General features: G+C 69.9%; 18 protein-coding genes. 16 read left to right on the top strand and 2 right to left on the bottom strand.

Annotated features, from left to right (window positions below; genetic code table 11):
- The first annotated feature begins 182 nt into the window (after nucleotides 1–182).
- The 13 genes from ITP53_RS35440 (at nucleotide 183) to ITP53_RS35380 (ending at nucleotide 11,440) form a co-directional block, all read left to right on the top strand.
- Nucleotides 183–509, top strand: a complete 327-nt coding sequence (locus tag ITP53_RS35440; protein ID WP_195899824.1) for a TcmI family type II polyketide cyclase — start codon at nucleotides 183–185, stop codon at nucleotides 507–509.
- Nucleotides 502–948 (top strand): cupin domain-containing protein, encoded by a 447-nt coding sequence (locus tag ITP53_RS59615; RefSeq protein WP_328816793.1) that lies wholly within the window; start codon nucleotides 502–504, stop codon nucleotides 946–948. Before ITP53_RS35440 ends, ITP53_RS59615 begins: the two co-directional genes overlap by 8 nt.
- Complete coding sequence (locus ITP53_RS35430; RefSeq protein ID WP_195899822.1) at nucleotides 948–2,204, top strand: beta-ketoacyl-[acyl-carrier-protein] synthase family protein; 1,257 nt, start codon at nucleotides 948–950, stop codon at nucleotides 2,202–2,204. The genes ITP53_RS59615 and ITP53_RS35430 overlap by 1 nt, the downstream gene beginning before the upstream one ends.
- On the top strand, nucleotides 2,201–3,427 hold the full coding sequence (locus tag ITP53_RS35425; protein ID WP_195899821.1) for a ketosynthase chain-length factor: 1,227 nt from the start codon (nucleotides 2,201–2,203) through the stop codon (nucleotides 3,425–3,427). Before ITP53_RS35430 ends, ITP53_RS35425 begins: the two co-directional genes overlap by 4 nt.
- Nucleotides 3,424–3,690, top strand: a complete 267-nt coding sequence (locus ITP53_RS35420; protein WP_195899820.1) for an acyl carrier protein — start codon at nucleotides 3,424–3,426, stop codon at nucleotides 3,688–3,690. The genes ITP53_RS35425 and ITP53_RS35420 overlap by 4 nt, the downstream gene beginning before the upstream one ends.
- Before the next feature lie 18 nt (nucleotides 3,691–3,708).
- A complete protein-coding gene (locus ITP53_RS35415; RefSeq protein ID WP_195899819.1) occupies nucleotides 3,709–4,176 on the top strand; it encodes an SRPBCC family protein in 468 nt (155 codons plus the stop codon).
- Entirely contained in the window at nucleotides 4,173–4,640 is a 468-nt protein-coding gene (locus ITP53_RS35410) for an anthrone oxygenase family protein (RefSeq protein WP_195899818.1), read from the top strand. The genes ITP53_RS35415 and ITP53_RS35410 overlap by 4 nt, the downstream gene beginning before the upstream one ends.
- A gap of 20 nt (nucleotides 4,641–4,660) precedes the next feature.
- On the top strand, nucleotides 4,661–5,392 hold the full coding sequence (locus ITP53_RS35405) for an SDR family NAD(P)-dependent oxidoreductase (RefSeq protein WP_195899817.1): 732 nt from the start codon (nucleotides 4,661–4,663) through the stop codon (nucleotides 5,390–5,392).
- Nucleotides 5,392–7,014, top strand: a complete 1,623-nt coding sequence (locus tag ITP53_RS35400; RefSeq protein ID WP_195899816.1) for an FAD-dependent monooxygenase — start codon at nucleotides 5,392–5,394, stop codon at nucleotides 7,012–7,014. Before ITP53_RS35405 ends, ITP53_RS35400 begins: the two co-directional genes overlap by 1 nt.
- Nucleotides 7,014–7,682 carry a TenA family protein gene (locus ITP53_RS35395; RefSeq protein WP_195899815.1) on the top strand — a complete coding sequence of 223 codons (669 nt, stop codon included), beginning with the start codon at nucleotides 7,014–7,016 and terminating at the stop codon, nucleotides 7,680–7,682. Before ITP53_RS35400 ends, ITP53_RS35395 begins: the two co-directional genes overlap by 1 nt.
- Nucleotides 7,683–7,832: 150 nt before the next feature.
- Complete coding sequence (locus ITP53_RS35390; RefSeq protein WP_195899814.1) at nucleotides 7,833–9,341, top strand: right-handed parallel beta-helix repeat-containing protein; 1,509 nt, start codon at nucleotides 7,833–7,835, stop codon at nucleotides 9,339–9,341.
- Between the two features lie 51 nt (nucleotides 9,342–9,392).
- Nucleotides 9,393–10,883, top strand: a complete 1,491-nt coding sequence (locus tag ITP53_RS35385; RefSeq protein ID WP_195899813.1) for a right-handed parallel beta-helix repeat-containing protein — start codon at nucleotides 9,393–9,395, stop codon at nucleotides 10,881–10,883.
- 80 nt (nucleotides 10,884–10,963) lie between these two features.
- On the top strand, nucleotides 10,964–11,440 hold the full coding sequence (locus ITP53_RS35380) for a hypothetical protein (protein WP_195899812.1): 477 nt from the start codon (nucleotides 10,964–10,966) through the stop codon (nucleotides 11,438–11,440).
- Between the two features lie 11 nt (nucleotides 11,441–11,451).
- Here ITP53_RS35380 and ITP53_RS35375 read toward each other — a convergent pair whose 3' ends face one another.
- Both ITP53_RS35375 and recO read right to left on the bottom strand, forming a co-directional pair.
- Nucleotides 11,452–12,225 (bottom strand): isoprenyl transferase, encoded by a 774-nt coding sequence (locus tag ITP53_RS35375; RefSeq protein ID WP_195899811.1) that lies wholly within the window; start codon nucleotides 12,223–12,225, stop codon nucleotides 11,452–11,454.
- On the bottom strand, nucleotides 12,222–12,956 hold the full coding sequence (gene recO, locus ITP53_RS35370; protein ID WP_195899810.1) for a DNA repair protein RecO: 735 nt from the start codon (nucleotides 12,954–12,956) through the stop codon (nucleotides 12,222–12,224). The genes ITP53_RS35375 and recO overlap by 4 nt, the downstream gene beginning before the upstream one ends.
- 150 nt (nucleotides 12,957–13,106) lie before the next feature.
- Here recO and ITP53_RS59610 point away from each other — a divergent pair, with 150 nt between their 5' ends.
- From ITP53_RS59610 to ITP53_RS35355, 3 genes are all read left to right on the top strand, one after another.
- Nucleotides 13,107–14,654, top strand: a complete 1,548-nt coding sequence (locus ITP53_RS59610) for a CDP-alcohol phosphatidyltransferase family protein (RefSeq protein ID WP_195899809.1) — start codon at nucleotides 13,107–13,109, stop codon at nucleotides 14,652–14,654.
- Nucleotides 14,651–15,370, top strand: coding sequence for a DUF5941 domain-containing protein (locus ITP53_RS59605; protein WP_195899808.1), 720 nt, complete (start codon nucleotides 14,651–14,653; stop codon nucleotides 15,368–15,370). Before ITP53_RS59610 ends, ITP53_RS59605 begins: the two co-directional genes overlap by 4 nt.
- 725 nt (nucleotides 15,371–16,095) lie before the next feature.
- The coding region (locus ITP53_RS35355) for a hypothetical protein (RefSeq protein WP_207756862.1) at nucleotides 16,096–16,796 on the top strand (701 nt) is incomplete at its 3' end.

The raw sequence follows: 16,796 nt of genomic DNA, 5'->3' as shown, positions 1-16,796 counted from the left end.
TTCGACGGTTACGAAAGACCGGCGGTTCCGGGACTCGACCGGAACTCGACGGTGCTGAAATCCCGCCGCCACTGTGCGGTTCCCGGCTCGAAGTGGACTCGCGCCGCCCGAGTCGAGCGGGATTCGACCGAGACCAGAACCATCGGATCAACCATGGGGCATCACACGAGAGGAGCTCCGGAGTGCATCGGACATTGATCGTCGCCCGCATGGAACCGGCCGAGGCTGACAACGTGGCACAGATCTTCAAGGACTCTGACGCCACCGACCTGCCCCGGATGATCGGAGTGTCGCGACGCACGCTGTTCCGCTTCCACGACCTCTACTTCCACCTGGTGGAGGCGGACGACAACATCACGCCGAATCTCTACAAGGCGCGCAGCCACCCGCTCTATGACGAGATCAACACGCGGCTGGCGGAACACATCCGGCCCTACGACCCCAACTGGCGCGAGCCCAAGGACGCCATGGCCAACCCCTTCTACGTCTGGGAGGCGAACGGTGAGTGAGGCAGTGGAGGAGCTCGCCGTACCGAAGGTGCGCGCGGACGACGTGGCGCCGAACCGGCGCCGCGGAGGTGACATCCGGGTGGTTCTCAGCCCGAAGACGGTCGCCTCGACCTCCGGGTTCATGGGCACGCTGACGCTCGCGCCCGGCGAGTTCGTGGCCGAGCACTATCACCCGTACTCCGAGGAGTTCATTTTCGTGGTGCGCGGGCGGCTCACCGCCCGGCTCGGCACGCAGGTGACCGAGCTGGTGGCCGGCGAGGGGCTGATGGTCCCGAAGGAGGTGCCGCACCGCGTCTGGAACGACGGCGACGAAGAGGTGCACGCGGTCTTCCACCTGAGTCCGCTGGCGCCTCGGCCGGATCTCGGCCACGTCGACACCGAGCCGTTGCCGAACCCCGGGGTGGGGCAGGCCGTACCCGATGTGGGAGGGCCGGCCTGATGCGCACCGACAGGCGCGTCGTCATCACCGGGATCGGCGTGGTTGCCCCGGGCGGCATCGGAACGAAGGCGTTCTGGGACCTGCTGTCCGCCGGCCGTACCGCTACGCGGGCCATCTCGTTGTTCGACGCGTCGGGCTTCCGTTCGAAGGTCGCGGCGGAATGCGACTTCGACCCGGCCGCCGAGGGGCTGAGCCCGTCGGAGATCCGGCGGATGGACCGGGCGGCGCAGTTCGGCGTCGTCTGCGCCAGGGAGGCGTTGAGCGACAGCGGCCTCGAAGGAGTGCCGCCTGAGCGCATCGGGGTCAGCATCGGCAGCGCCGTGGGCTGCACCATGGGCCTGGAAGAGGAGTACGTCGTCCTGAGCGACGGCGGCAAGCGCTGGGTGGTCGATCCCGCCTACGCGGCGCGGCACCTCTACGGGTACATGGCGCCGAGCACCATCGCGTGCGAGGTGGCCTGGGCGGCGGGCGCCGAGGGTCCCGTCTCCCTGATCTCCACGGGCTGCACGGCCGGTCTGGACGCGGTCGGCAACGGCTGCCAGCAGATCTGGACCGGCCGCGCCGACGTGGTGATCGCGGGCGCGACCGACGCGCCCGTCTCGCCCATCACCGCGGCCTGCTTCGACGCGATCAAGGCGACCTCCCCGAACAACGACGATCCGGCCCACGCGTCAAGACCGTTCGACGCGCACCGGGACGGGTTCGTGCTCGGGGAGGGGTCCGCGGTCTTCGTCCTGGAGGAGCGGGAGGCGGCGCGGGCGCGTGGCGCGCACATATACGCCGAGATCGCGGGGTTCGCCGGCCGCAGCAACGCGTACCACATGACCGGGCTCAAGCCGGACGGACGGGAGATGGCCGAGGCGATCGGCAGCGCCCTGGACATGGGCCGGCTGAACGCCGCGGACATCGACTACATCAACGCCCACGGCTCGGGCACCAAGCAGAACGACCGCCACGAGACCGCGGCCTTCAAGCGCGCGCTCGGCGAGCGTGCCTACGAGGTGCCCGTCAGCTCCATCAAGTCCATGGTCGGGCATTCCCTCGGCGCCATCGGCTCCATCGAGGTGGCCGCCTGCGCGCTGGCCATCGAGAACCAGGTGGTGCCGCCGACGGCGAACCTGCACACGCCCGACCCGGAGTGCGACCTGGACTACGTGCCGCACACCGCGCGGGAGCACACGATCGACGCGGTGCTGAGCGTCGGCAGCGGGTTCGGCGGTTTCCAGACCGCCATGACGATCGTGAGGGCGGCATGAGCAGGACGGCCGTCGTCACGGGGATCGGCATCACCGCGCCGAACGGACTGGGCACCGAGGAGTACTGGGCGGCCACGCTGGCGGGACGCAGCGGCATCAAGGAGATCAGCCGCTTCGACGCCTCCGGCTATCCGGTCCGGCTGGCCGGGGAGGTGAGCGGCTTCACCGCGGCCGAGCACATCCCCAGCCGCCTCATCCCGCAGACCGACCACGGTACCCACCTGGGGCTGGCCGCCGCCGCGTGGGCGCTGCAGGACGCGGGCGCCGACCCCGCGGACATCCCCGAGTACGACATGGCCGTGGTCACCGCCAGCTCCTCAGGCGGGACCGAGTTCGGCCAGCGCGAGATCGAACGGCTGTGGTCCAAGGGGCCCTCCTGGGTGGGCGCGTACCAGTCGATCGCCTGGTTCTACGCGGCCACGACCGGCCAGATCTCCATCCGCCACGGGATGCGGGGGCCCTGCGGGGTCATCTGCGCCGAGCAGGCGGGCGGGCTGGACGCGGCCGGCCAGGCGCGTCAGCTGATCAGGACCGGCACCCGGCTGGTGGTCACCGGCGGGTCCGACGCCTCGCTGTGCCCGTACGGCGTGTCCGCCCAGTACAGCAACGGGCGGCTCAGCGAGGCGACCGACCCCGGCAGGGCGTACCTGCCCTTCGGCGTCGGCGCGTCCGGCTACGTGCCCGGCGAGGGCGGCGCGATGCTCATCGTCGAGAACGCCGAGGACGCGCGGGCCAGAGGCGCGCACGTCTACGGGGAGATCGCCGGATACGCCGCGACCTTCGACCCGCGCCCCGGATCGGGCCGCGAGCCCGGCCTGCGCCGGGCGATGGAGCTGGCGATCGCCGACGCCGGGCAGACCGCCTCCGACGTCGACGTGATCTTCGCGGACGCGGCCGGCGTGCCGGAGCTCGACCTGCAGGAGGCGGCCGCGATCCGGGCGGTGTTCGGTCCCGGCGCCCCTCCGGTCACCGCGCCCAAGACCATGACCGGGCGGCTCTACGCGGGCGGCGCGGCCCTCGACCTCGCGGGTGCCCTGCTGGCCATCCGCGACGGCGTCATCCCGCCCACGACCGGAGTGACCGATCTGGAGCCGGGCTGCGAGATCGACCTGGTCCGCGGGGCGCCGCGGGAGGCCGGCCTCGGCACCGCCCTGGTCGTCGCACGCGGCCACGGCGGATTCAACGCAGCAGTGATCGTCAGGAAGGAACGGAGCAGCAGATGACCCAGACCTCCCCCACCTCATTCACCATCGACGACCTCAAGGCGGCGATGCTCGCGTGCGCCGGCGCCGCCGAGAACGTGAACCTCGGCGACGACATCTCCGACGTCCCGTTCGTCGACCTCGGCTACGACTCGCTCGCGGTCCTGGAGGTGGCGGCCAAGCTGCAGAACCACCTCGGGGTCCTGATCCCGGACGACGTGGCGGAGCAACTGCCCACGCCGCGCGCCCTGGCCGACTACGTCAACGTCCGTCTGACGAGCTGAAACGGAGAGAGCGACACCATGGCAGGACACACGGACAACGCCGTCGTCATCCAGGCCCCCATGAGCCTGGTCTGGGAGATGACCAACGATGTCGCCTCGTGGCCGCAGCTGTTCAGCGAGTACGCCGCGGCGGAGATCCTGGGGCACGACGGCGACAAGATCACCTTCCGCCTCACCATGCACCCCGACGAGGAAGGCAGGGTGTGGAGCTGGGTCTCCGAGCGCACCCCCGACCCGGTGACGCGTGAGGTGCGCGCCCACCGGATCGAGACCGGCCCGTTCGAGTACATGAACATCTTCTGGGAGTACCGCGAGGTCCCGGAGGGCGTACGGATGCGCTGGGTGCAGGACTTCCACATGAAGCCGCAGGCCCCGGCCGACGACGACGGGATGACCGCGCACCTGAACCACAACACCGCGATCCAGATGGAGCGGATCAAGGGACTGGTGGAGAAGGCCGCGGTAGCCCTTCAGGGCGCGGAATGACCGGGGCGCTCCTCGCGCTGGCGCTGCTCGCGAATGGGATCGCGGCCGGCGTCATGCTCGGCAACGCGATCGGGCTGGCGGCTTTCGCCCTCCAGTTGCCGTACGCGGGGTACGTGAATCTGATCAAGTTTCTTTGGCCGCGCTATGACCCCTTCCTGCCCATCGCGAACGCGCTGGCGTTCGGGCTGGACGTCGCGCTCGCGGTGACGGGCGCCGGCGGGCGTACGGACGTGGCGGCCCTGTTCTGGCTGGGCGCCGCGTTCCTCGCCGTCCTCATGACGATCTCCCTGGCGAAGAATGTGCCGATCAACAAGTACGTGACCGCGCTGGACCCGGCCAGCCAGCCGCACGACTGGGCGGACCGCGATCCACGGGTCCGCTGGAAGACCTGGAACACCGCGCGAGTGCTGCTCTCGCTGGCCGCGCTGGTCGCCAACCTGGTGGCCGCGGCCATCCTCCTCTAGACATCAGGAGCACTGGAACGATGGAGCTCAAGCTGACCGCAAAGAAGATCCTCGTGACCGGCGGTTCGCGGGGCATAGGGCGGGGCATCGTGCTCGGCCTCGCCCGCGCGGGAGCCGACGTGGTGACGTGCTATCGCACGGAGGGCGAGGCCGTCACGAGCCTGGCCCGCGAACTCAAGGAGACGGGTGGCGACCACCACCTGGTCCGGGCGGACGTGAGCGACCCGGCGGACGTCGACGACCTCATCGAGCGCTGCCGCGCCTCGTACGGATCCCTCGACGCGGTGGTGCACAACGCGGGCGTCATCAGCCACGTGCCGTTCGCCGAGCTGCCGTTCGAGGAGTGGCAGCGCGTCGTGAACAACAACCTGGGCGGGCCGTACCTGGTCACCCAGCGGGCGCTGCCGCTGCTCTCCGAGGGCGGGTCGATCGTCTTCGTCGGGTCCAGGGTGGCCACCGTCGGGATCCCGCTGCGCGCCCACTACACGGCCACCAAGGCCGGCCTGGTCGGGCTCACCCGGTCCCTCGCCAAGGAGCTCGGGCCGCGCGGGATCCGCGTGAACGTGGTCGCGCCCGGGCCGATCCAGACCGAGGAGCCGACGCCGCCTCCCGTGCTGGAGCGGTACCAGAAGATGATCCCCCTCGGCCGGCTCGGAGAAGTCGAGGATGTGGCCGGCGTCGTCGGATTCCTGGCCAGTGACCTGTCGCGGTTCGTGAACGGCGAGACGATCAATGTTGACGGAGGGATCTGATGCATGACGAGAGCGTGCCGGTGCTGATCGTGGGCGCCGGCCCCGTCGGTCTGTCCACTGCGGTCTTCCTGGGCCGGCACGGCATCAGGACGCTGGTCGTGGAGAAGCGCGGCGAGACCTCCATGCTGCCCAGGGCGCCGGGCCTGCAGGCCCGTACCATGGAGCTCTTCCGGGCGGCGGGTCTGGGCAAGGAGATCCGCGCGCTGGAGATCGGTGACTCGCACCCGTTCTTCGAGGGCGGGATCCTGCGGGTCAACACCTTCTCCGAGATCGCCGACGCCGAGGTCCTGGAGGCTCCGTCGCTGGACGGCGTCACCATCAGCCCCGAGCGGGTGATGGGGTGCGGCCAGGACCGTTACGAGGTGGTGCTGGCGGAGAAGGCTCGCGAGTTCGGCGGTGACGTGCGCTTCGCCACCCGTCTGCGCTCGATCGAGCAGGACGGCGACGGTGTGACCGCGCAGCTGGAGGACGTGGCCACCGGGGTGGTCAAGACGATCCGCGCGGACTACCTGGTGGGGGCGGACGGCGCGAGCAGCTCGGTCCGCAAGGCGCTGGGCGTCACCCGATCGGGTCGCGGCACCGTGTTCAACGCGCTCAGCATCTACTTCCGCGCGCCGGAGCTGGAGGAGATCCTGGCCGACCGGCCGTTCATCCTGTGTTACGCCACCGCCGGCGGAACCATGACCGGGCTGTCGCGGCTGCACGGCCGCGATCCGTGGCTGGCCGCCCCGGTCTACTTCCCGGAGAAGGGCGAGTCCCCGGCCGACTTCACCGACGAGCGCTGCATCGAGATCGTCCGCACCGCGTCGGGCAAGCCGGACATGAACGTCGAGATCCTGGCGAAGGTGCCCTGGGAGGGCGCGCAGCTCGTGGCGGAGCACTTCCGGGTCGGACGGGTGTTCCTGGCCGGTGACGCCGCCCACGTGCATCCGCCCGCCGGCGGGTTCGGTGCGAACACGGGGATCCACGACGCGCACAACCTGGCCTGGAAGCTGGCGGCCACCATGCACGGGTGGGCGGGCCCCGACCTGCTCGACACCTACCACGACGAGCGCCACGCCGTGGGCGCCGCCATGGCCGAGCAGGCGATGGTCAGAAACCGCATCAGGCACGGGTACGCCTCCGACGAGGTCCGCGCGCAGATGGTCGACGACATCATCATCACGCTCGGCTACCGCTACCGCTCCCAGGCGGTGGTGAGCGAGCTGCAGAAGCCGGTGCTGACCGCTCCCCTGGAGCTGGTCGGCGAGCCTGGCACCCGCGCGCCGCACGTCTGGCTGGAGCGGGACGGCGAGCGGCTGTCCACCATCGACCTGTTCTGGGACTCGTTCGTGCTGCTCACCGGCCCGGACGGCGACGCCTGGCACGAGGCCGCGGCCCGGCTGGCCGAGCGTACGGACGTGCCGCTGCGGGCCGTACGGCTGGGCGCGGGCGGGGACTACGTTCCGGTGGACGACGACTGGGCCACCGCGATCGGCCTCACGCCCGGCGGCGCCGTACTGGTCCGGCCGGACGCCTTCGTGGCCTGGCGGAGCGACGGCGTGGCCGACGCCGAGCAGGTGCTCACCGAGGTGCTCGGCCAGGTCGCCGGCGGCATCGGCGTGGCGGCGGCGGCGAGCTGATGACCCTGCGGGCGGAGCTGTCCGCGATCGCGGAACCTCTGGTGGCGAAGGTCATGGAGCACCCGTTCTGGACGGGGCTGCGTGAGGGCACACTGCCGCCGTCGTCGCTGTGGTATTTCGCCGAGCAGGACGCCCGCCACGTCGTTCCCGCCTATGCGCGGGCGCTGGCCAGGTGCGCGGGGATCGCCGAGCGGGACGAGCACGGCGAGCTGCTCTGCTCCGCGGCGACCGCCACGTTCGGCTCGCTGCCGAAGCTGGCCGCGGGACTGTCCGGCCTGGCCGCCGGACAGTCCCCGGCCGGCCCTGATGGCACGGTGGCCCGCCCGGTGGTCCACGCCTACGCGTCCTTCATGCTCGCCGGGTCCACGGTCTCGTTCGCCACCGGCATCGTCAGCCTGCTGCCGATGACCTGGTTTCATCTCTTCGTCTCCAACGACCTGCAAAAACGCTGCGACCCCCGATCCCGGTACGCCTCGTGGGTCGAGCAGTATCCACCGGGTGGGGACTACGAGGGGTACGTGAACGCCTTCCTCGCCATGGTCGACGAGATGGGCGCGCAGTGCTCGGCCGCCGACCGGAGCCGGCTCGTCGACCGGTTCCTGGTGGGCGCCCGTTACGAATGGGCCTTCGCGGAGGCCGCCTGGCAGCGGCAGGAGTGGGCCGTCTAGCCCTCGTCGAGCAACCGTCGAGCCGGTCGCAACAAACTCAACGTCCCCGATGTCATCACCCTCTTGGGAGCAAAGCACATGGAATACACGTCGGAACTCATGCGGAGGAGCCGTGGTCGCGCTTTCCACATTGTCTTACTCGTCGTCGTCATGAGCGCGTTCGTGGCGGCCGTCGCCCCGGGACAGGCGGCGGCGACAACGACCGGTACCACGTATTACGTCGACTGCGATTCCGGTAAGGACTCGGCCAAGGGCCTCTCCCCGCAGACGGCGTGGCGGAGCCTGGAGCGCGTCAACTCGGTCGTCTTCAAGCCGGGCGACTCGATTCTCTTTCGCCGTGGGACCACCTGCGAGGGTGTGCTGAAGCCGCAGGGCTCCGGCACGACGCGCGACCCCATCGTCATCGGCGCGTACGGCAGCGGCGCCCTCCCCGCCATCAACGGCGGCGGGGCCCGCGCCACCGTGTTCCTGTACAACGTGCAGGGCTGGGAGATCCGGGACCTGGACATCTCCAACCCGGCCACCAGGGACGGCAACGCGCGCGCCGGCATCTACGTCCTGCTGGAGAACTTCGGCACCGGCAAGGGCTACACGGTCAAGAACGTGAAGATCCACGACGTGCCCGGCTGCGACTGCCTGCAGCCCGAGCTCGAGAACAGCGGCGGCGTCATCTTCAAGGCCGCCGGCTCGGAGGTGCCCACCGGCTTCGACGGGATCACGATCACGCGTAACACGATCTCGGGCGTGGACAACACCGGGATCGGCGTGGTCTCCCAGTGGTCCAAGCGTGATCTGTATCCGGCCGGCACGAACTCCTTCGTGGGGATCCCGAGGGTGAACGTCTCCTGGAACAAGCTCACCGACATGGGCGGCGACGGCATCCTGGTCATGAACGGCATCGACTCCGTGATGGAGTACAACACGGTCGAAGGATTCGGTCTGCGGGCCAGCGCCTCGCACGCCGCGATCGTCTCGTTCAACTCGGACGGCTCGGTCGCGCAGTACAACGAGATCTCGGGCGGCTCCGACACCCCGCCGTCGTTCGCGCTCAGCGTCGACGCCGGCAACCGCGACCTCGTCTACCAGTACAACTACAGCCACGACAACGACGGCCCGTTCATCCTGTTCTGCGCGTTCGTCGGGTCGTACGCGGAGAACGCGACGATCAGGTACAACGTCAGCCAGAACGACCAGGACCTGCTCCTCGGCGACTTCGAGGTCCCCGTCGTGGCCAACGGCTGCGACAACGGGATCACGAACGTGAAGTTCTACAACAACGTCATCTACAGCCCGACGGCCGACGTGATCGTCGGCAGCCGCGGCGACCACACCCCGATCGAGTTCGCCAACAACATCTTCTACGGCAAGCCGGGCGGCTCGGAGATCCACGACGCGGTAGGCGTCTACGACCACAACCTCTACCACAACGTCGTCGTCCCGTCGCACCACGCCAACCCCGTGCTCGGGGACCCGAAGTTCGTCAGCGCGGGCAGCTCGTACGGCGTGCTCAGCGCCCTCGGTTACCGGCTGCGGTGCGGCTCGCCGGCCATCGGCGCCGGAATCGCCATCCCCGACAACGGCGGCCATGACCTCTACGGAAACCCGGTGCCGGCCACGCGGCCGAACATCGGCGTCCACCAGGGGTCCTGCGTCAACTGACGATTCCCATGACCGCCCCCTCCCAGCGAGGGGGTGGTCATCTTTTCTGGAGTGAGCTTCATGGTGCAGAGCCTGCCTCTCGCGTCCGGCGCCACCGTCTCGACCGGCGTGCGCTACTACGTCGATCCCGGTTCTGGGGACGATTCCGCCGCCGGCCTGTCCTCGCGTACGGCGTGGCGGACCCTGGAGCACGTCAACACGGTCGTCTTCGAACCCGGCGACTCGATCCTCTTCCGCCGTGGGACGACCTGCCACGGCGTGCTGAAGCCGCAGGGGTCGGGCACGCCGGGCGACCCCATCGTCATCGGCGCCTACGGCACCGGAGCCCGCCCGGCCATCGTCGGCGGCGGGGCCCGCGCCACCGTGTTCCTGCACAACGTCCAGGGCTGGGAGATCCGCGACCTGGACGTCTCCAACCCCGGGCCCAGGGACGAGACGCCGCGCGCCGGCATCTACGTGCTGCTGGAGGACTACGGCATCGGCCGGCACTACGTGGTCGACGACGTGGCGGTCCACGACGTGGTGAGCTACGACGCGCTGAAGGCCGATCTCGAGAACGGCGGCGGCATCGTCTTCAAGGCCGCCGGCTCCGCGGTGGCCACCGGATTCGACGGGATCCAGGTCTCGCACAACACCGTGTACGGCGTCGACAACATCGGCATCGGGACGCTGTCGCAATGGAACCGCCACGACCTCTTCCCTGCCGGCACCAACACCTTCGTCCCCATCACCAAGGTGCGGATCTTCGGCAACGACCTCGGCGACCTCGGTGGGGACGGGATCCTGGTGCAGAACGGCGTCGACTCCCTGACCGAGCGCAACACGGTCGACGGGTTCGGCCTGCGTACGTCGGAGTCCCGCGCGGGGATCCTGGCCTCCAACTCGATCCGTCCCGTCGTGCAGGACAACGAGATCTCGGGCGGTTCCGCCACACCGCCGTCGTTCGCGCTCAGCGTCGACGCGGGCAACCGCGACCTCGTCTACCAGTACAACTACAGCCACGACAACGACGGCCCGTTCATCCTGTTCTGCGCGATCACCGGCTCACACACCGACGGGGCGACCGTCCGGTACAACATCAGCAGGAACGACAAGGACGTGCTGCTCGGCGACTTCTCGATCCCCGTTGTCGCCAACGGCTGCGACAACGGAATCGCGAACGTGAAGTTCTACAACAACGTCATCTACAGCCCGACCGCCGACGTGATCATCGGCAGCCGCGGCGACCACACGCCCATCGAGTTCACGAACAACATCTTCGTCGGCAGGCAGGAAGGCTCGACGATCAACGACACGACGGGCGTCTACGACCACAACCTCTACCACCACGTCGCCGTGCCGCCCCACCACGCCAACCCCGTGGTCGCGGACCCGGAATTCGCCGATCCCGGGAACGTCCCCGGCTTCCGGCTCGCCGCCGGCTCCCCGGCCCTCGGGGCGGGCCTCACCGTCCACGACGACGGCGGCCGCGACATCCACGGCGCCCCGATCCCCAGGGACGCCCGCCCGAACATCGGCGCCCACCAGGCCACGCCCGCCTGACCGCCCCGGCGCCCCGGCTTCCCGGTGATCATCACGGCGCCCGGCTTCCCGCGGGGGCGCGTGGGGATCACAATCGTTTCATGACCCGCCGCATCGCCATTTCCGGCCACCGGGGCCTCCCGCCCGCCGTCGCGCGGAGTGTGGACGCCGCCTTCCGGGCCGCTCTCACCCGGCTCGACGAGCCCGTGGTGGGTCTGTCGTGTCTCGCGGAGGGCGCCGACACGATCGGGGCCAGGGCCGTGCTCGACGCGGACGGGCTGCTCGAAGCCGTCATACCGGCCAGGAAGTATCGGCAGGCGCTGCCGCCGGAGCACTGGCCCGACTACGACGACCTGTATCGGCTCGCGAACCGGGTCCACGAGCTCGACTCCGACGACGCCACGCCGCGGTCGTACCAGACCGCCTCCGAGTTCATGCTCGACCACGCCGACACGCTGTGGGCGGTCTGGGACGGCCTGCCGGCGCGCGGATACGGCGGCACGGCCGACGTGGTGGCGGCGGCCCGCGCGCGCGGCATGCCGATCACGGTCTTCTGGCCTGGCGGCGCCGTCCGCTGAGGCGCCGGCGGTCAGACCTGGTTGGGGATCGCCCCGCCGTAGCGGCGGTCGCGCTTGGCGTACGTCTCGCACGCCTCCCAGAGGTCCCTGCGGTCGAAGTCGGGCCACAGCCGGTCGAGGAACACCATCTCGGCGTACGCCGACTGCCACAGCAGGAAGTTGGAGAAGCGCTGCTCCCCCGACGAGCGCAGGAACAGGTCGACCTCGGGGATCTCCGGCTCGTCGAGGTAGCGGGCGAACACCTTCTCGTTGACCCTGGACGGCTTGACCCGCCCGGCCGCGATGTCCTCGGCCAGCCTGACCGCGGCGTCCACGATCTCGGCCTGCCCGCCGTAATTGACGCAGAACTGCAACGTCAGCTCGCGGTTGCGCACGGTCATCTCCTCGGCCTCCTGCAGCTCGGAGATGACGCTCTTCCACAGCCGGCCCGGCCTGCCCGCCCAGCGCACCCGCACGCCCATGGCGTTGAGCTCGTCGCGCCGCCGCCGGATCACGTCGCGGTTGAAGCCCATGAGGAAGCGCACCTCGTCGGGCGAGCGCTTCCAGTTCTCCGTGGAGAACGCGTACGCGCTCAGGTAGGGGATGCCCAGCTCCAGAGCGCCCTCGATGACGTCGAACAGCGAGGACTCGCCCGCCTTGTGGCCCTCGGTGCGCGGCAGCCCGCGCGACTTGGCCCAGCGGCCGTTGCCGTCCATGACGATGGCCACGTGCCTCGGCAGGAGATCGCGCGGGATCGGCGGCGGCGTCACCCCGGACGGATGCGGGGTCGGCGGTCGTACGTTCACACTGGCTCCCTTTCCACGTGTCGAAGAGAGCGTATGCCGTGTTCGAGGTGCCACTGCAGATAGGCGGCGACGAGCCCGCTGCACTCGTTGCGGTGGCGCGACTCCGAGGCGTCGGCGGCGGCCCAGTCGCCGCGCAGCAGCGCCGTCATGAGCCCGATCGTCTCCCCCGCGGGCACGACGGACCCCGCAGGCTTGCACCCGCCGCACACCACGCCACCTGCGACGATGGCGAACGCCCTGATCGCCGGCGCCTGGCACTTGGCGCACGCCTCCAGCGCGGGCGCGTAGCCGGCCACCGCCAGCGAGCGCAGGAAGTACGCGTCCAGCACCAGCCTGGCCTCGTGACCCCGGTCGGCGAGCGTGCGCAGGCCGCCCACCAGCAGCAGGAACTGCCGCAGCGCCGGCTCCTTCTCCCCGTGCGTCAGCCGGTCGGCCGTCTCCAGCATCGCGCTGCCCGCGGTGTAACGGGGATAGTCGCCGGCCAGCGCCTCGCCGTAGGGCCGGATGGTCTCCGCCTGGGTGACGACGTCGAGCGAGCGGCCCACGTGAAACTGCAGGTCAACATGGGTAAAAGGCTCCAGCCTTGCCCCGAATCGCGACGTGGTGCGGCGCACGCCCTTGGCGACCGCCCTGACCTTGCCGGTGCGCCTGGCCAGGACGGTGATGATGCGATCGGCCTCACCGAGCTTCTGCGTACGCAGAACTACGCCTTCGTCACGGTAGAGACTCACTCGGACATCTTACGGCCACGCTCAATACCGGCGGGCTCACTGTTACGGGCATGCTCGAGTGACGCGACTTTGCGTAAGCCTCACTAGACTTTGACGCCAGTCCCGCTTTGCCCGTTGTTCAACCCCCCTCTACCGCCTCGAAAGGGAGTCATGACCCGCGTGGTCCTGCTGGGCCCCCCGCCCGGCCCCGACACCTCTCCCACCGGCCTGAGGCTGGCCGCGCTGCCCGGCAGCCCAACCGTGACCGAGCGGCTGCGCAGCCAGGTCACTTCTATGGATCCGCGGCCCGCCACGATCGAGTCCGGCGACGTGGCCGCCGCTCTACGCGCCTTGGCCGATGTCGCAGAGTCCGCAACGGAGAGCCTTTTCATCATCCCCGAGAACTCCGTCGTCCACGACGAGTTGATCTACCAGATCACCAAGACCAAGCGCGGTGCGCTGGCGCTCGTCGCGAAAGAGCCGCGGGTGGGGGTGAGCGAGGAAGATCAGGACGACACCGAACATGAGGAGCCGGAGCCGGCCCAGGAGGAACGCGTACCCATCGACGAGGCCGAGCCCGAGATCGGGCGGGGCCGCGTCGAGGGACTACCGGTACGCGCCCGCATCGGCAAGTCGTCCCGCATCGTGTCGGTGGGCACCGCGCACCACGGCGTGACCAGGCCCAACGCGGTGCTGCTCGGCCCGCTGCACATCAGCGCACGCAACGCGCCCGTGCTGGCGGAGACCTGTCGTGAGCTGGCCGCCATGGCCGACCTGTTCGGCGACGACGACGATCTGGTGCAGCTCATCGTGTTCGGCCTGGTGCGCAACGGCGTGTCGGTCGGCCTCCGAGGCCGGCGCGACCTGTTCTACCGCCGGGTCACGACCCAGGAAGAGGTCAACGAGGCGGGCCCCGAGATGGCCGGCATGGACGAGGACCGCTCTCGGCTCAACTACGCCGTCAAGGGCGCCGACGGCTTCTTCACCACCTACTTCGTCTCCACCTACTCCCGCTTCATCGCCCGCTGGGCGGCCCGGCGGGGGCTGACGCCCAACCAGGTGACGCTGATCTCGATCGCGCTGGGCGTGGCCGCCGCCGCCTGCTTCGCCACCGGTGACCGGCCGTGGATGGTGCTGGGCGGGGTGCTGATCTACTTCGCGTTCGTCTTCGACTGCGTCGACGGGCAGGTGGCCCGCTACGCCCGTAAGTTCGGCGTGCTCGGGGCCTGGCTGGACGCCACGTTCGACCGGTTCAAGGAATACGTCGTCTTCGCCGGCCTGGCCATCGGCTGGGTGGTCTCCGGCAACAGCGAAGACATCTGGATCCTGGCGCTGGCCGCGCTCGGGCTCCAGTCCGTACGCCACCTGCTCGACTTCTCCTTCGGCATCTCCAACCGCCGCAAGCCGCCCGCCAAGCTCCCCACAGTGCCTCTCGACGCGCCCGACGACCGCGAGTTGCGCCAGTTGCTCGTCCGCCGCAAGGTGGAGCGCAGCCAGGGAGTGCGGGGCGTGCTCAAGATGTGGACGAAGGCCGGCAGGTTCCGCGCCGTCCACTGGGCGCGCAAGATGATCGTGTTCCCCATCGGCGAGCGGTTCGCGGCCATCGCGATCACCGCCGCCTTCTTCGACGCCCGGATCACCTTCCTCACGCTGGTGATCTGGGGCTCCGTCGCCGCCGTCTACACCCTCACCGGACGCCTCATGAGGTCACTCGTATGATCACTCAACCGCAGGCCATGGCCACCCCCACGCCGGACCCCGACGAGGAACGCCGCCGCATCCAGACCGCCCGCCTGCTCGCCTATCGCGACGACGGCCCGCTCGTCCACGCCCTGGCCGGCAAGCTGGGCCGGGGCCTGCCGCCCGTGCCCGCCACGCTCGCCGCTCTGCTCGCCATCACCGCCGTCATCGTCGCCGGGCTGCTGCAACCCGGCCCGATGCTGCTGGTGCCGGTGGCGATCATGCTCCTTCTCGTGCTCCCCACGGCGCCCCGCGACCACCTGGGCCGCTTCGACTGGCTGACGCCGCCGCTGCTGCGCGGCGCCGAGTTCCTCTCCATGATCGCCATCGGCCTCACGGCCGACGTGCCGAAGTGGTTGCTGTTCGTCCTGGTCTACGTCGTGGGCTACCACACCTACGACACCGTTTACCGCACCCGGCAGAGCATCTGGCCGCCCGCCTGGGTGTTCCACGCGGGGCTCGGCTGGGAGCTGCGACTGCTGATCATCGGCGCGGGGGCCGCGTTCGGCGTGCTGACGCCGGTGCTGGCGCTGCTGACGGCGTACCTCTTCGTGCTGTTCGCGGTGGAGAGCGTGACCAGCTGGGTCCGCCTCGACAAGGCCTCCGCCCAGGCGGGCGCCGACGCCGAACAGGACCTCGAAGCCTCCCCCGAGGAAGCCATGGAACAAGCCACCGGCGAGGCGGAGAAGGGCTGATTCTTCTTTAGGTTCGGGCGCGACTTTGCGCAGCCGATACATGCACCGTAGTTTCCCGGGCGCCGTGCCTTTGCGCGGCGCCCGGGCGCCGTAGCCCGGAGCGCCGTGCCTTTGCGCGGCGCCCGAGCGCCGTAGCCCGGAGCGCCGTGCCTTTGCGCGGCGCCCGAGCGCCGTAGCCCGGAGCGCCGTGCCTTTGCGCGGCGCCCGAGCGCCGTAGTCCGGAGCGCCGTAGTCCGGAGCGCCCTGCTCATGTGCGGCGCTTCTCGGTTTTGAAGCCCATCCTGTACGGCAGGCCGACGAACCGCCAACCGCCGCACGGGGCTGATGGCCCTCCAGAAGACGTCCTCTGACCCTTCACCGGCTGACCGCCGTCACGGCGCAACGTGGGCCTGCCAGGTGGTTCCCATGCCTGACATCGCCGCCACTTTCACTCGGCGGCGCGCTCCTGCCGTCGGCGAAGGATCTCATCCATGCTCGTGGTCTGCAGGGTTCCGGCCTCGGCCGCTGCTTGCATCCGGTCACGGTCAGGGTCGGTGTCGGGCATTGCCGGTGGAGCCACATGCCTTGCTGAGGATCCTCCACCAGGGTGATGCCTGCTGATGGGAGTCCTGGAAGACGGTGGGTGGGGTGTGGTAACGGCCGCCATCTCGGAAATGGGCCGATTAGTCTGGGATTTCAGGGAACCCCCGTGCGGGGGCCGGTCCGGCTGGAGCCTGGAGACGCGGATGGCGTTCTTGTCGCGGCTGTTCAAGCGGGGCGATCCGCTGGCCGAGCGAGAGGAAGCGCGTCGGCGGGGGATGCGGGACGCCCGGCGGCATCCTCTGGGCGAGTTCACGGATCCGGAGTTCCAGCCCGCGTTCGTGACCGAGGTCCGGGCACTGGCCCGTGAGCAGATCACCGAGGTCGATCGGCGGTTGGCGGCCAGGCGTACCGCACTGCTTGAGCGGGCTCTCGGGGCGCGCGAGGTGATCCTGCGGGAGTTGGGCAGGAGCGACGCCCGCCCGGAGCATCCCGAACACGTGAACGGCCATGCGCCTCCACCCGCCGAACCCGGTCCCGGTGCTCAGGATCCGTTCATCTCGATCGCTGAGGCCAGGGCTCGGCGGGTGGAGGCGCGGCGGCGGGCCGTGGTCGAGGAGACGAACGCCAACCTGCAGCGCGCCAGGGCCCGCATCGAGCACCTCACGCAGGAGTGGGAGAGCGCGCTGATCGAGCGCGACCACGAGGTGGAGGCCGTGCACGCGCGGGCCGAGCAGCTCATCGCCGCGTACAAGGGCGGGGTGTTACAGGCGCACCCGCGCAGGGAGGACATCCCGTCGTTGTGGAAGGGCGAGGTCATCGCGATGGACTCGACGGGTGACACGCCGGTCGCCGTATCGGGGCGGGAGGAGATCGGGCGGATCCTGCGCGAGGTGGAGGACCGTAT

This window comes from Nonomuraea cypriaca (assembly GCF_015645445.1).
Taxonomy (GTDB): domain Bacteria; phylum Actinomycetota; class Actinomycetes; order Streptosporangiales; family Streptosporangiaceae; genus Nonomuraea; species Nonomuraea cypriaca.
This window is presented reverse-complemented; position numbering and strand designations above follow the sequence as displayed.

Excerpts from the sequence above, each read along its gene's own strand:
- ITP53_RS35430 (WP_195899822.1), top strand. The coding sequence starts at position 948 with ATGCGCACCGACAGGCGCGTCGTCATCACCGGGATCGGCGTGGTTGCC.
- ITP53_RS35425 (WP_195899821.1), top strand. The coding sequence starts at position 2,201 with ATGAGCAGGACGGCCGTCGTCACGGGGATCGGCATCACCGCGCCGAAC.
- ITP53_RS35420 (WP_195899820.1), top strand. The coding sequence starts at position 3,424 with ATGACCCAGACCTCCCCCACCTCATTCACCATCGACGACCTCAAGGCG.
- ITP53_RS35415 (WP_195899819.1), top strand. The coding sequence starts at position 3,709 with ATGGCAGGACACACGGACAACGCCGTCGTCATCCAGGCCCCCATGAGC.
- ITP53_RS35410 (WP_195899818.1), top strand. The coding sequence starts at position 4,173 with ATGACCGGGGCGCTCCTCGCGCTGGCGCTGCTCGCGAATGGGATCGCG.
- ITP53_RS35405 (WP_195899817.1), top strand. The coding sequence starts at position 4,661 with ATGGAGCTCAAGCTGACCGCAAAGAAGATCCTCGTGACCGGCGGTTCG.
- ITP53_RS35400 (WP_195899816.1), top strand. The coding sequence starts at position 5,392 with ATGCATGACGAGAGCGTGCCGGTGCTGATCGTGGGCGCCGGCCCCGTC.
- ITP53_RS35395 (WP_195899815.1), top strand. The coding sequence starts at position 7,014 with ATGACCCTGCGGGCGGAGCTGTCCGCGATCGCGGAACCTCTGGTGGCG.
- ITP53_RS35390 (WP_195899814.1), top strand. The coding sequence starts at position 7,833 with ATGAGCGCGTTCGTGGCGGCCGTCGCCCCGGGACAGGCGGCGGCGACA.
- ITP53_RS35380 (WP_195899812.1), top strand. The coding sequence starts at position 10,964 with ATGACCCGCCGCATCGCCATTTCCGGCCACCGGGGCCTCCCGCCCGCC.
- ITP53_RS59610 (WP_195899809.1), top strand. The coding sequence starts at position 13,107 with ATGACCCGCGTGGTCCTGCTGGGCCCCCCGCCCGGCCCCGACACCTCT.
- ITP53_RS59605 (WP_195899808.1), top strand. The coding sequence starts at position 14,651 with ATGATCACTCAACCGCAGGCCATGGCCACCCCCACGCCGGACCCCGAC.